The following is a 13,315-nucleotide window of genomic DNA, read 5'->3' on the forward strand; positions in this document are numbered from 1 at the left end:
AATAAGATTCTGATAGTATGAAAAAAGAGAATCATAAAATTACAGCCCTTATAATCACCTATAATGAAATGGGGTATATTGAACATTGTATTGATTCTGTTTCTTTTGCCGATGAGATCGTGGTAGTAGATTCATATAGTACGGATGGCACATATGAATATCTCCAAGATCATCCAAAAGTAAAGGTTCTACAACATCCGTTTTCCAATTTCACGTTACAGAAAACATTTGCCCTCACTCAGGCATCTAATCCATGGATTCTATTCCTGGATGCAGACGAAATTGTCCCGGAAGGACTTAGGAAAGAAATTGAAGCAACCGTGCAGGAAGATCAACCTCACGCCGCCTATTGGTTCTACAGAAAATTCATGTTCCAAAAGTCGGCACTCCGTTTTAGCGGATGGCAAACCGATAAGAATTATCGATTATTCCAAAAGGACAAGGCTAAATTCTCAGATAAGAAAATAGTTCATGAAACCCTTGAAGTAAATGGCACTTCTGGCATCCTCAATGAGAAGCTGATCCATTACTGCTATAAGAATTACGAAGATTATAAAGCGAAGATGTTGAACTATGGCCGTTTAAAAGCCAAAGAGGATTTTTATCGTGAAAAAAGGTTCAATTACTTCTACTACATTGTAAAACCTGCTTGGAAATTCTTTAATCACTTTATACTACGATTAGGGATCCTGGACGGAAAAAAAGGCATAATTATTTGCTACCTGAACTCTTTATGCGACCTTGAAAGATATAGGGAGTTAAAAAAGTTGGAAAAGAAAAATGAGTTGGCATATTATTTAGTTATGCCGTAATAAGTCCAAACGCTTTGGTTTTGTCTAACTTCCTTTCGAATCACTTGGTTCTTTGCAATGGCTTCGGGAGTCCTGTAACCACGTTCATGATCTAGATGAACACATACAGCACTATAACGTAACTGCTTGGATTTTACACCGAAATTAAACAGCCGTTCGCCAAATTCTCTATCTTCTCCACCGTATTGCATACGTTCATCAAACCCATTAACATTTAATATATCTTTCTTCCATCCTGAAGAATTATGCCCGTTCCAACTTGCGTTGGTGGGCGTAAATGTGTTAAATAGCGTGGAAATAAAACCTTTCGCTGTGAGCTTGTTGTTCTTAAATGTTTTTGGAAGTCCTTTTTCCTTTAACCAATGTATATTAAAACAATTCTGTTTTTCTATATCCTCCTTGGTTATCGCAATTGAAATGTTCATTGGTAGCATGTAGTACCCTCCTGAAATGAAGGTTCCCGGTTCCTTATTTATATAATGTACCTGGACGAAATCCTCCCTTGGTATGCAATCCCCATCAGTCATGATTATGTAATCTGTTTGGCTTGCAAGAATTGCTTTGTTAAGAATTCTACATTTCTGAAAACCATCATCTTCTTGCCATACATGTTTAATAGTATACGATAATTTTTTACGCATATTGTCAATCAGTTCCTTGGTTTGGGGACCAGAACCGTCATCGGCTATTATCATTTCAAAATCCTTATAGGTCTGGCAATTGAATCCCCAAAGGACTTTTTCTAACCATTCAGGTTTGTTAAATGTGCTAATAATGACACTAACCTTGCTCATCAAAAATGATTCAATTTTCACTATTTTTACAAATGTAGTTTTTTGAATTCCATCTCTCATAAAAATTCCAAAATTTAAATAAAACCATTATAGTATCAAACAATCAAATCCTTTCATACATGTGTTGAATACGTTTCATTGATAGGATTTCCATTAAGAAGAAACAAAGTAAACTCATGAAACGAACTTATGTTGGCTCCACTATATATCATATATATCTTTCGATTCTACATATCTTAAACGATTCCGGTTACTCTCAGAATATTTGTGGGAACAACATTCTTTTTTTGATTGAGAGCACTCCCAGGATAGAGGAATTGATTCCAAATCTTAGAAAAGGATTTTTTAGGGATGTTTATATTATTTCAGAACGAAAAGATCATATTGCTGATTTGGGAAAGTTCAATTACTCCTTCCGTAGGAAAAAGAAATTGATTCCTTATTTGGAGTTAAAGCATCCTATTTTAAAAAAAGAAAAGGAATTTATAGCCTCCTCAGATATCTATCTATGCGATTCTGATTCTTCCAAAAGCTATTTTTTATATCAATTTGGGAACAAAGATATCAATATGATAGAAGATGGGGCCAGAACTTATAGGCGAAGACATGGGGTTTTTGAACAATTCGTAAAACATTATATTACCAAAACTCCTATTGGCGGCGGATTTGATAAAGAAGTGAAAAAAATCTTTGCGCAGTTTCCTAAAAGGTTGCCTTTACAATTGCAAATTAAGGCGGTTGAATTGAATATCAAAAAAGAGGTTGCTAAATTGGATGAAAGAACCAAGCAGGAAATATTTTCTATTTTTCTACCGAAATACGATTTTGATATCAAAGGAGATAATAATGCGCTTATCCTTACCCAACCTCTCTCTGAGGATAAAGTAATCAAAGACGAAGCTGAAAAAATAAAAATTTATAAAGATGTGGTTTCCAAGGTACCGAAACATATGAATATTATACTGAAAACACACCCAAGGGAGCTTACTAAATATGAAGATCATTTTAATGATATTGTTGTTCTACCCGCTCTATTTCCTATCGAGATTTTGGGGCTTCAAGATGGCTTTTATTTTGCAAAGGGGTACACCTTATTTTCAACGGCATTGTCCAATTTGGAAACTGTTAAGGAACGATTCTTTCTAGGTAAGGATTATTTGGATAAATTTACCGTCAAGGCAACAAGAGATTTGGTAAAACATATGGTCATTGACCAATAGAAAACTAAAAAATGTCAAAAACAACAATCGGATTTATACCCTTAAGAAAAAATTCCAAGGGTATCCTGAACAAGAATAAAAAGAAACTATTAGGGCGACCATTATTCACCTGGGTATTGACTGAGGCCTTATTTTCTAACTTGGATAAAGTATTTGTTTTTACAGATGATGAGGAAATTATCGACTACGTAACACTCCATTTTGAATGGTCCTCAAAGGTTTTCTGTATCAAACGCATCGCTGAAAATGCTACTGACACCTCTTCCACTGAGGACGCCATATTAGAATTTTGCGATGGCCTTAATTTTGATTTTGACACATTTTGTTTATTACAGGCCACCTCCCCCCTTACTAAGAGAAATGATATTAATAATGCTCTGGAGAAATTGGAAAATAATGGTCTGGATGCGATATTGAGTGTTGTGAATACCCATCGGTTTACTTGGTCGAAAGATGGAGAAAGCCTAAATTACGATTACAAAAATCGACCACGGAGACAGGATTTTGATGGACTTTTAATAGAAAATGGTGCTATCTATTGCACAACAAAAACTGCACTCCTAAAATCCAAAAACAGAATAAGTGGAAAAATCGCAACCATTGAAATGCCAGATATTACAATGGTCGAAATAGATTCTGAAACCGATTGGCAAGTTGTAGAACAGTTGTTGATTTCAGCCTATAAATCCAATAAGTCAAATCAAAGAATAAACTATTTGGTGTTAGATGTGGATGGCGTATTTACAGATGGCAGCGTAAATTACAATAAAGAGGGTGAGTTTTCCAAATCATTTGATATGAGGGATGGGATGGGTCTTGAAATTTTAAGGGAAAACAGTGTAAAGGTGATTGTCATGACTTCGGAAAATTCGAAGTTAGTAAATCAGCGCATGAAAAAATTAAATTTAGTCGATGTTTATCTAGGGATAAAAGATAAATATTCTTGTTTGGAAAATTACTGTGCAGAAAGAAAAATCTCCCCAAAAGAAATTGCTTATATCGGGGATGATGTAAACGATTTAAGTAATATACTCAGGGCTGGATGGTCTTTTTGCCCATCAAATGCCACGAAACCTATAAAATTTCATGCAGATATAGTGCTCAACAACAAATCGGGGCAGGGAGCCATACGAGAAGCAACTGAATTTATAATTAATTATAACCTAAGATTTAATGATATATAAAAAACCCTTTATCATCGCCGAAATCGGATGTAATCATAAGGGCGACATAAAAATTGCCAAAGAAATGATCTATATGGCCAAAATTTTTGGCAATGCCAATGCAGTTAAATTTCAAAAAAGAAATAACAAAGAGCTGCTTACAAGTGAACAATACAATGCTCTACACCCCAATCCTGCCAACTCATATGGTAATACTTATGGGGCCCACCGAGAGTTTTTAGAGTTTGACATAGCACAACACCATGAGTTAAAAAACTATTGCGATGAAGTTGGAATTACCTACTCCGCCTCTGTATGGGAGACCACTTCTGCTAAGGAAATCGCAAGCCTTAATCCTGATTTTATCAAAATTCCATCAGCCTGTAACAATAATTTTAAAATGTTGGCTTGGTTGTGTGAGAATTACCATGGAGAAATCCATGTTTCTACCGGGATGACAACCAAGGCTGAAATAGAAATTATAATAAATTTTTTTAACAAGGCTAAAAGAAGCAAAGATTTGGTCATTTACAACTGTACATCAGGTTATCCCGTACCTTTTAAAGATGTCTGTTTGTTGGATATCCTGAGATTAAGGGAAAAATATGAAAAAAAAGTAAAGAGCATTGGCTTTTCGGGTCATCATTTAGGTATTGCTATTGACGTGGCTGCCTATACATTAGGCGCCAGTGTAATCGAAAGACATTTCACATTAGATAGAACATGGAAGGGCACCGATCACGCAGCTTCACTAGAACCCATCGGACTTAGGAAACTCTGTAGGGATTTGAGCGCCACTCATGAAGCTTTAAGTTTTAAAAGTAAAGACATTCTCGACATAGAGTTTGTACAGAGAAATAAGTTGAAATATAAAAAAGATCAATAGGTACATATTCAAAATCCTTTTTGCCGGTTTTTCATTTTTAAATTTCAAAGATTGTCAGATGTTTACTTTTCCCAAATTTGGAAATTACCATCTCTGACAATCAAAGTAAATCCTAAAGAACTCAATATATTCTCGCATTCCTGGGCCTCTTCATTGGTAAGAATATTTGCGAATGGATGAAGTTCAACATAAATATTATCAAACTTAGCGATGTCGTCCGCGAAGTTTCTAAATAGTTCAAGCTCCCCGCCCTCAATATCTAATATCAAAGTATCGAACTCGAAACCGTATTTTTTGATTATCCAGGCAAAATCAACACCTGCGACTGTTATTTTATTTTGTGTTGTTCGCTTTGAACTACCTCCGACGATAAGATCATGTACATAGAAGTCAATTGATTTTTGGTTTGCGATTACTACATTTTCTATATGAAAAGCACAATGATTTTCTTTTTTGTTGCGCTCTAAAGATGGGATCAAATTTGGGTTCGCTTCTAAAACCACATGTTTTGTAGGATCATCTAACAACTGATTCGTGAGACACGAAACATATCCTAAACATGCTCCTAATTCTAATACTCTAGCTTTTGGAGGTAAGTATTGTGACAAATAGCGTGCCTCTTCTTCCTCATAGGAATTATAAACAAAACGACCACGAAATACGTAGTCGGTCAGATCATAGGGAATATGAATTACGAGATTATTTTTTTTATATACCTTTTTGAAATGGGTAAAATAAAACCCACCAACAAACAGTCTAAGTTTCTTGAGCATACAATATTCTGTTAAGTTTGATAATCTGTAAGGTTGTTTTCAAAGTTATCGATTTTTGTAGTAATCCTATTCGAAAATTAAGCCATCGATCTAAAGAAAACCTATTTTTGACACAATGACCATTTTTCAGAATAATGACCGAAGAAATCAACAAAGCTATTGAAGTAATTTCCAAAGGCGGTCTGATCCTTTACCCCACAGATACTGTATGGGGGATAGGCTGTGACGCTGCCAATGAGGAAGCAGTGGACAAGATCTATTCTTTGAAAAAAAGGCCGGATACTAAAGCCATGATATGCTTGGTGGCTAATGATGGCATGCTTGAAAGACATGTAGAAAAAGTACCGGAAGTAGCCTATGACATAATCGACCTTGCATCAAAACCCACTACTATAATCTATGATAATCCTAAAGGAATAGCTAAAAATCTTATTGCTGAAGATAATACCCTGGCCATTAGAGTAGCCTCTGACAAGTTTTGCCAATATCTAATAAACAAGTTCGGCAAGCCAATCGTATCTACATCAGCCAACATATCAGGAGAACCTACACCAGTTGGTTTTAATAAAATAAGTGAGGCTATTTTAAAAGGAGTGGACTATGTGGTAAATTTAGATCGTGAAAAAACAAATGGTTCCTCTTCCTCCATCATAAAATTAGGCAATGACGGTACCGTAAAAGTTATTCGGGAATAACTATGATCAAGACCAACTACAAGGAAGCATTACAAGATGAGGTGTTTAGAACGATCGCTGAAGCGGCTGAAGCACTTTCACTGGAGTGTTATGTTATAGGAGGCTTTGTAAGGGATCTCCTGCTAGAACGTGGTATTCCTAAAGATATTGATATTGTAGCCGTTGGCAGTGGTATTGACCTGGCCAAAAAAGTGGCATCATTAACTCCTGGTAAACCAGAGGTTACCGTTTTTAAGAACTTTGGAACCGCCATGCTCAAATACAAGGATAAGGAAGTTGAATTTGTCGGTGCCAGGAAAGAGAGTTATAACAGAGAGAGTCGGAATCCTGTAGTGGAAAATGGCACGCTGGAAGATGATCAGAAACGCCGCGATTTTACTATAAATGCCCTGGCCTTGTCTTTAAATTCGAATAATTTCGGCTTGTTAGTAGATCCTTTCCAGGGAGTGAACGATCTTAAGACAAAACTGATCAGAACACCTTTAGATCCTTCAATTACCTATTCTGATGATCCTTTAAGAATGCTTCGCGCCATCCGGTTCGCATCGCAATTGAATTTCATTATAGAACCCAGGTCCCTGGAGGCTATCACGGAGAACAAGGATAGGATCAAGATCATTTCCAACGAACGTATCGTAGACGAATTAAACAAGATCATAATGAGCGAAGTTCCGTCTGTTGGATTCAAACTTTTGCATCAGACAGGATTAGTAGGGTTGATCCTCCCGGAATTAATTGCCTTACAGGGAATTGAAGAAGTAGAGGGCCAGCGGCATAAAGACAATTTTTGGCATACCCTGGAAGTAGTTGATAACATTGCAAAGGCCACAGATAACCTTTGGCTTCGTTGGGCTGCCTTGCTACACGATATTGGCAAAGCCCCCACCAAAAAATTCGATAAAAAGATTGGCTGGACGTTTCACGCACATGAGTTTGTAGGATCCAAAATGGTGTACAAACTCTTTAAAAGGATGCATATGCCTTTAAATGAGAAGATGAAGTTTGTTCAGAAAATGGTGCTGATGAGTTCCAGACCTATTGTCCTTTCAGAAGATTTCGTGACCGATTCTGCCGTGCGTCGTTTGATCTTTGATGCTGGCGATTACGTTGATGATCTCATGACACTTTGTGAGGCCGATATCACTACAAAAAACCCAAGGAAACAGAAAAAATACAAGAATAACTTTCGCCTGGTTCGTCAAAAGATAGAGGAAGTAGAGGCCCGGGATCACATCCGTAATTTTCAGCCCCCTGTAAGCGGTGAAGAGATCATGAAAACCTTTGGACTGCCTCCGTCTCGCGAAATAGGGATGATCAAAGATGCCATTAAAGAGGCTATCCTGGAAGGGGAGATCCCTAACGAATATGAGGCGGCTAAAGCCTATATGATCCAAAAAGCAAAGGCTATGGGGATCACAAAATAAAATCGAATTATCACCCATATTGATTATCTATCCAACTGAGAGCATCCTTCCATACTTTTCTTTAAAAAGAGTAGTATTTTTGTAGGCCAAAACACGGCTCTTATGATCAAATTGTTTCGCCCACTTGCAAAAACCTCCCTCATCCTCGTCTATTTGGTGATCATCGCTGGGGCCGTGGTTCGCATGACAGGAAGTGGGATGGGATGTCCGGACTGGCCCAAGTGTTTTGGATATTACATCCCCCCAACTGAAGCATCGGAATTGGAATGGCAACCCCAACGCGTATTTAAGGAAGGACAGGTGATCATTAGAAACGAATCCTTATGGGTAGCTACTGTGGACCATGTCACCGGTAGTACGTATAACGATGCACATTGGGCAGCTTACCAAAAACACGACTATGCCATTTTTAATGCTACCCACACCTGGATAGAATACATAAATCGACTTTTAGGTGCTTTAGCAGGTCTTGCCACCCTATTTCTGGCTATTGCCTCATGCTATTATTGGAAAACAGATAAAAAGATCACTATCATTTCCTGGCTGATAGTCATAGGTATGCTCTTTCAGGGATGGCTTGGGGCCACCGTGGTATACTCAGTTTTGCTCCCCGTAAGGATCACCATGCATATGATGATGGCCCTGGTCATCGTTGCACTGTTGATCTATGTATTGGAGAAAACCAGCTCTAAAGCTAGCTTGGCTGTCTCTGCCCGCGGAATACATCAACTATTGTGGCTGGCATTAGGGGTAACAATGGTACAAATTATCTTGGGAACACAAGTAAGGCAATTCGTTGATGATCAAATAGATCAGCTGGGAGAACAGGCCAAAATGCTCTGGCTCTCCCAACCCACTGTGCAATTTTATATCCACCGCTCCATTTCAATTTTGGTGGTTCTTTTAAATGCCTGGATCGCATATCAAATTGTCTCAAAAAAACTGGGATTGAACAAGATTTATTGGGTCTTGGTTCTGATAGGTCTAGAGATCTTATCGGGAATTGCCATGTATTATTTTGATTTCCCTTTTGGGAGTCAGCCGCTACACCTTATCCTTGCGTCGCTCTTATTTGGGCTTCAATTTTATTTGGTATTGGAAACCCAAAAGAACGTAACAACCATTGAAACTTTGTAACTTTGACCCAGGTAAACGTAGTAAGCATGATTTACAAGATCAGGATAATACTGGATGCCAAGGAGGATATTTTTAGAGATATCGAGATAAAGGCTGAGAGCACCCTGGAAGATTTCCACAACGCCATTACCCAGGCCTTTGGCTTTCTGGGTGAAGAAATGGCATCATTTTATACCTGTGATGAAAATTGGAATCAGGATGAAGAGATCGCCCTTTTCGATATGAGCGAGGGCGCTTCCTCTGTCCGTTTGATGAATGAAACATTTCTCGAAGATATCCTTACGCGCCAAACACCAAAATTGATCTACGTCTATGACTTCTTAAGTATGTGGACCTTTTATGTGGAATTGGCAGATATTGTTGAAAATACTGAGGGACACGACTATCCCAACATTCTCTTTAGTTTTGGAGAATTGCCTGAATCGCCTCCGGAAAAGAATTTTGAAGCAGATCCCAATTTCGATTTCGATGAAACTTTTGATCGATACGACGATCTCGATTTTGAAGAAAACTGGAATTAAACTACTCCCTACCGGAACAGGACTTATGAATCACATTATTTTCCCAACTCTTTCTTAAACCAAGTATCCCCTATGATCAATCTTTTTAATTAACAGATCGATAGTTTATCGCTGCACCGCGTTGGCAATAAAAACAAAAATGAAGGTCTCTTTCTCTCTGAAGAACCTCAACCTCTCAATGATGAAACCAGAGGACTTTTAAAGGAGTTCTTTCTAAAACCCTTTCGCGAAAAGGAAGAGAATTACTTTAAGCTTTCCCATGAGGCTGATCTTGAGTTTAATGAGATCTATCTGGCCGCCAAAAATATTTTTGAAGATCCGGACTCACTGCAAGAACACGCCAGGAAAATAACGCGTTTTTTATACGATCAATCAAATCATCCACATATCAAAAGTGGAGAAGTATTTGTTGCCCATTTCAGTAATATGGTCCTTGATAATGAAAAAATAGACGCCGTGGGGATCTTTAAGAGTGAGATCAAACAAGAATTTCTACAATTCCAGGAAAAAGGAACTCATCTGGAAATGATCCTGGAACAGGGTGTAAATCTGAACAAATTAGATAAGGGATGCCTTATTTTTAACACCTTGGGAGAAGAAGGATTCAAGGTTTTGTCTGTGGACAGCAATCGATACGATACGAAGTATTGGCTGGAAAATTTTCTTGGGGTTAATATACTCCCAGACGACAATTTTTACACGAAAAATTATCTTAAATTCTGCCAGAACTTTGCCAAGGATGTGGTCTTGCCTGCAGAAGATAAACAACAAGAAGTACTGTTTATGAATCGGGCTGTAAACCATTTTGCTAAAAACGATGCCTTTGAGGAATCGCTGTTTCTCAATGAAGTAATGGAGAATCCGGAACTTATCCCAGAGTTCAAACACTACAAGGTAGAAAAAGGTCCCAAGTACAGCATTGAGGATGTTTCAACCTTTCCTATTGCCAACAAAGCAGTTTCAGATTCACGTAAAAAGATCAAAAATGTAATAACCCTTGATACCAATATTCAGATCCGCATGGATTTTATCAATCCAGAATCTGCAGAACGATTTGTAGAGAAAGGCTGGGATGAGGAAAAACAGATGTACTATTATCTGGTATACTTTAATAAGGAAATGAAGTAGTAAGGGTTAGTTTTTTCAGCGACGTATTTTACAAAGCTTTATTTGATATTGATATTTTTATCAATGATCTGCCTCATACTTACATTTTCATAATTTCTTTTAACAAAATCTAAGGTAAGGTTCAGGATCTCCCCCATTGTTTTGCACTTTTTGAACTTGATATCATGGGTAAAATCGAAAATTTCCATTTTTAATCGTTCCACGTTCTCAGGAAGGGAGATTTTATCTGTTTTGCAAGCGCTTATAAGTCGATTTATACGCTTGTTGGTACTAATGATCCGTTTGGCAATTATAGAGCGTTCTTCAACTTTATATTGTTCTATGGAATTCTCGAGCAATTTGCTTGAAACCAACTCGACCATTTTTAGGTTTTCTTTAAAAAACTGCGGGCGGTATACATTGAGTTTCCCTTCAAAGCACTGCTGATCAAAATCAATGGCACGTATTCTGTAAACGACGTGGTCAAAATCATGTATAGGAATAATCACATAGTTATAGGACCGCATGTCACCCAATAATTGGATCATAGATCGCTCATTGAACTTCACAAACTCTTTGGCTAATTGCGACTTTTCAGAATCAGTGCAGTGGGGTAACATATTTTTTATAAAAATATCTCCCGGGATCCCTGCAATATGTTCTTCGATGAGTGTATCCTTACAAACAAGATAATTCAGATTATAGGGGGAGAGCATATGCTCTAGTTCTAACCCATAAATGCGCGAAGCATCCGCCTTTTTTATATAAAAATAAGTGAAGTTCTCATTTAAGATATTTCGGACCTTTATTCTGAAAGGTTTGGAATTACCAAACGTACAATAATCCACAGCATCAATATTGAGATACTGAAAAATATGATCGGTACCATCTGAATGAAGCACGGAATAAACTTTTTTTAAACTAAGATCAATTTCTTTGCGATCAGAATCGGAGTAATATACCCGAATCCATAATGTATCATTGCCTTCCTCATCATAGACCACCACAGAGCCCGAAAATCTGAGTAAATCTTCATAAAAAATAGGGAGCTCAATTTTCCGGTTGTACATTTCCAGGAAAGCATCGAGTTTTTTGCTCACTGGAAAGGAGGGTTTTTTCTTGGACATCAGCCGTTGTTGAGTCATAGGAATTTACCTTTTATACGATTCTATTGTAACAATTTATGGTTTTCGTCGTCAAGTTACTATAAACTGCCTAAACTAAGCACTATTTGGAAACGATTCTTACGGTCTCTAATCTGACCAAAAAATTCGGATATCTAACCGCTGTAAAAGATCTGTCCTTTTCTATTGAAAAAGGCAATGTCTATGGAATATTAGGGCCAAACGGCAGCGGAAAATCGACCACCCTTGGAATCGTCCTCAATGTAGTGAATCCCACTAGTGGCTCCTTTAGCTGGTTCGATGGCAATACCACAACCCATGATGCTTTAAAAAAGGTTGGGGCTATTATTGAGCGGCCCAATTTCTATCCCTATATGTCTGCTTTACAAAATCTAAAGCTTGTCTGTAAGATCAAGGGGGTTTCCAAAGATAAGATTGAGGATACCCTGCAACTGGTTGGTTTATGGGAAAGAAGGAACAGTAAATTCAAAACCTATTCGCTGGGTATGAAACAGCGACTTGCCATAGCCTCGGCACTCCTGAACGATCCGGAGATCCTCATTTTAGATGAGCCTACAAATGGGCTCGACCCTCAGGGGATCCATCAAATAAGGCAGATCATAAAAAAGATCGCCTCCCAGGGGACAACTATTTTATTGGCGTCTCATCTTCTGGACGAGGTGGAGAAAGTATGTACCCATGTAGTCATCCTTAGAAAAGGAGAAAAAATATATGCGGGTAAGGTAGATAATATGTTGGCCAGTCATGGATATTTAGAGCTAAAGAGCAATAAATCAGAAGCCCTTGTAAAGTTATTGGAAGAAGATCCGAGATTTGGAAAAATAGAAGAAGAAAACGGATTGATCACGGCAGTGCTAAATGAAAAAATGGAGCCTGGTACTCTTAATGAATTCCTATTTAAAAATGGAATCATCCTCACACATTTGGTGATGAGAAAAGAAAGTCTTGAAGAACAATTCTTAACACTTACCAAAAACCTATGAAAAGGCTCTTACAAATAGAATTTATTAAACTTTGGAACAACCGTTCCAGCAAGGTCCTTATCATTGCGTATTTTGTTCTGCTTACGTCTATAGCATTGGTGGCCGCCATCAAATTTGATATTGGCCCCATTAAATTTCACCTTGCAGAACAAGGTATTTTCAACTTTCCCTATATCTGGCATTTTAACACCTTTGTCACGGCCTTTTTTAAACTGTTCCTCGCTATAGTGATCGTATCTATGATGTCTAATGAATACAGCAATAAGACCATCAAACAAAATCTGATAGACGGACTTTCGAAGAAAGAATTTGTACTCTCAAAATTCCTGACCGTTATTTCTTTCTCCTTGATCTCAACGATCTTTGTTTTTGTGGTCTCCATGATCCTTGGGTTGATATACTCTGACTATGACGAATTATCCATAATTTTTTCTGACCTGCAATTTCTATTGGCATTTTTTGTGAAGTTGGTTGGGTTTTTCACTTTCTGTTTATTTCTTGGCGTGTTGGTTAAAAGATCGGCATTTGCCCTGGGATTCCTCATATTATGGCAAGTATTTGAAGGATTTGTCAGAGGAATGATCCGCTGGAAACTATTCGATTCGGAGACTACAGATGCCATCATGGGATTCTTCCCGCTGAATTCCATGTTCAA

General features: G+C 37.7%; 14 protein-coding genes. 11 read left to right on the forward strand and 3 right to left on the reverse strand.

The window, feature by feature from the left end; translation table 11 throughout:
- Positions 1-17 precede the first annotated feature (17 nt).
- Complete coding sequence (locus Q0X72_RS08275) at positions 18-812, forward strand: glycosyltransferase family 2 protein (RefSeq protein WP_297763955.1); 795 nt, start codon at positions 18-20, stop codon at positions 810-812.
- On the opposite strand, the gene Q0X72_RS08280 is transcribed toward Q0X72_RS08275, so the two are convergent.
- Entirely contained in the window at positions 794-1,606 is an 813-nt protein-coding gene (locus Q0X72_RS08280) for a glycosyltransferase family 2 protein (protein WP_297763983.1), read from the reverse strand. The two genes, Q0X72_RS08275 and Q0X72_RS08280, sit on opposite strands and share 19 nt — an antisense overlap.
- Positions 1,607-1,782: 176 nt before the next feature.
- Between Q0X72_RS08280 and Q0X72_RS08285 the strand changes: the two genes are divergently transcribed.
- Genes Q0X72_RS08285 through Q0X72_RS08295 form a run of 3 tightly spaced genes read left to right on the forward strand, consistent with a single transcriptional unit; the run spans position 1,783 to position 4,875 of the window.
- Positions 1,783-2,826, forward strand: a complete 1,044-nt coding sequence (locus tag Q0X72_RS08285; RefSeq protein ID WP_297763957.1) for a glycosyltransferase family 52 — start codon at positions 1,783-1,785, stop codon at positions 2,824-2,826.
- 11 nt (positions 2,827-2,837) lie between these two features.
- On the forward strand, positions 2,838-4,010 hold the full coding sequence (locus tag Q0X72_RS08290) for an acylneuraminate cytidylyltransferase (protein ID WP_297763960.1): 1,173 nt from the start codon (positions 2,838-2,840) through the stop codon (positions 4,008-4,010).
- Entirely contained in the window at positions 4,000-4,875 is an 876-nt protein-coding gene (locus Q0X72_RS08295) for an N-acetylneuraminate synthase family protein (RefSeq protein WP_297763962.1), read from the forward strand. Before Q0X72_RS08290 ends, Q0X72_RS08295 begins: the two co-directional genes overlap by 11 nt.
- A gap of 62 nt (positions 4,876-4,937) precedes the next feature.
- On the opposite strand, the gene Q0X72_RS08300 is transcribed toward Q0X72_RS08295, so the two are convergent.
- Complete coding sequence (locus Q0X72_RS08300) at positions 4,938-5,648, reverse strand: FkbM family methyltransferase (protein WP_297763965.1); 711 nt, start codon at positions 5,646-5,648, stop codon at positions 4,938-4,940.
- A gap of 134 nt (positions 5,649-5,782) precedes the next feature.
- On the opposite strand from Q0X72_RS08300, the gene Q0X72_RS08305 reads away from it, so the two are divergent.
- The 5 genes from Q0X72_RS08305 to Q0X72_RS08325 all read left to right on the forward strand — a co-directional run bounded on the left by Q0X72_RS08305 (position 5,783) and on the right by Q0X72_RS08325 (position 10,553).
- Positions 5,783-6,343, forward strand: a complete 561-nt coding sequence (locus Q0X72_RS08305) for an L-threonylcarbamoyladenylate synthase (protein ID WP_297763967.1) — start codon at positions 5,783-5,785, stop codon at positions 6,341-6,343.
- Between the two features lie 2 nt (positions 6,344-6,345).
- A complete protein-coding gene (locus Q0X72_RS08310; RefSeq protein ID WP_297763969.1) occupies positions 6,346-7,767 on the forward strand; it encodes an HD domain-containing protein in 1,422 nt (473 codons plus the stop codon).
- Positions 7,768-7,869: 102 nt separating this feature from the next.
- Complete coding sequence (locus tag Q0X72_RS08315; RefSeq protein ID WP_297763972.1) at positions 7,870-8,904, forward strand: COX15/CtaA family protein; 1,035 nt, start codon at positions 7,870-7,872, stop codon at positions 8,902-8,904.
- Between the two features lie 26 nt (positions 8,905-8,930).
- On the forward strand, positions 8,931-9,425 hold the full coding sequence (locus tag Q0X72_RS08320; RefSeq protein ID WP_297763975.1) for a hypothetical protein: 495 nt from the start codon (positions 8,931-8,933) through the stop codon (positions 9,423-9,425).
- A gap of 96 nt (positions 9,426-9,521) precedes the next feature.
- On the forward strand, positions 9,522-10,553 hold the full coding sequence (locus tag Q0X72_RS08325; RefSeq protein WP_297763985.1) for a nucleoid-associated protein: 1,032 nt from the start codon (positions 9,522-9,524) through the stop codon (positions 10,551-10,553).
- Positions 10,554-10,591: 38 nt separating this feature from the next.
- On the opposite strand, the gene Q0X72_RS08330 is transcribed toward Q0X72_RS08325, so the two are convergent.
- Positions 10,592-11,677 (reverse strand): hypothetical protein, encoded by a 1,086-nt coding sequence (locus tag Q0X72_RS08330; protein ID WP_297763978.1) that lies wholly within the window; start codon positions 11,675-11,677, stop codon positions 10,592-10,594.
- Positions 11,678-11,763: 86 nt separating this feature from the next.
- Between Q0X72_RS08330 and Q0X72_RS08335 the strand changes: the two genes are divergently transcribed.
- Together Q0X72_RS08335 and Q0X72_RS08340 are read left to right on the forward strand one after the other, a co-directional pair.
- Positions 11,764-12,660 (forward strand): ABC transporter ATP-binding protein, encoded by an 897-nt coding sequence (locus Q0X72_RS08335; protein ID WP_297763979.1) that lies wholly within the window; start codon positions 11,764-11,766, stop codon positions 12,658-12,660.
- A partial coding sequence (locus Q0X72_RS08340; RefSeq protein ID WP_297763981.1) for an ABC transporter permease occupies positions 12,657-13,315 on the forward strand: 659 nt, incomplete at its 3' end. The genes Q0X72_RS08335 and Q0X72_RS08340, both read left to right, overlap by 4 nt.

It is taken from the genome of uncultured Muriicola sp. (genome assembly GCF_947258935.1).
Taxonomy (GTDB): Bacteria; Bacteroidota; Bacteroidia; order Flavobacteriales; family Flavobacteriaceae; genus Muriicola.

What these genes read in the sequence shown, in the direction of transcription:
- Q0X72_RS08275 (WP_297763955.1), top strand. Translation starts at nt 18, where the DNA reads ATGAAAAAAGAGAATCATAAAATTACAGCCCTTATAATCACCTATAAT.
- Q0X72_RS08280 (WP_297763983.1), bottom strand. Translation starts at nt 1,606, where the DNA reads ATGAGCAAGGTTAGTGTCATTATTAGCACATTTAACAAACCTGAATGG.
- Q0X72_RS08285 (WP_297763957.1), top strand. Translation starts at nt 1,783, where the DNA reads ATGAAACGAACTTATGTTGGCTCCACTATATATCATATATATCTTTCG.
- Q0X72_RS08290 (WP_297763960.1), top strand. Translation starts at nt 2,838, where the DNA reads ATGTCAAAAACAACAATCGGATTTATACCCTTAAGAAAAAATTCCAAG.
- Q0X72_RS08295 (WP_297763962.1), top strand. Translation starts at nt 4,000, where the DNA reads ATGATATATAAAAAACCCTTTATCATCGCCGAAATCGGATGTAATCAT.
- Q0X72_RS08300 (WP_297763965.1), bottom strand. Translation starts at nt 5,648, where the DNA reads ATGCTCAAGAAACTTAGACTGTTTGTTGGTGGGTTTTATTTTACCCAT.
- Q0X72_RS08305 (WP_297763967.1), top strand. Translation starts at nt 5,783, where the DNA reads ATGACCGAAGAAATCAACAAAGCTATTGAAGTAATTTCCAAAGGCGGT.
- Q0X72_RS08310 (WP_297763969.1), top strand. Translation starts at nt 6,346, where the DNA reads ATGATCAAGACCAACTACAAGGAAGCATTACAAGATGAGGTGTTTAGA.
- Q0X72_RS08315 (WP_297763972.1), top strand. Translation starts at nt 7,870, where the DNA reads ATGATCAAATTGTTTCGCCCACTTGCAAAAACCTCCCTCATCCTCGTC.
- Q0X72_RS08320 (WP_297763975.1), top strand. Translation starts at nt 8,931, where the DNA reads ATGATTTACAAGATCAGGATAATACTGGATGCCAAGGAGGATATTTTT.
- Q0X72_RS08330 (WP_297763978.1), bottom strand. Translation starts at nt 11,677, where the DNA reads ATGACTCAACAACGGCTGATGTCCAAGAAAAAACCCTCCTTTCCAGTG.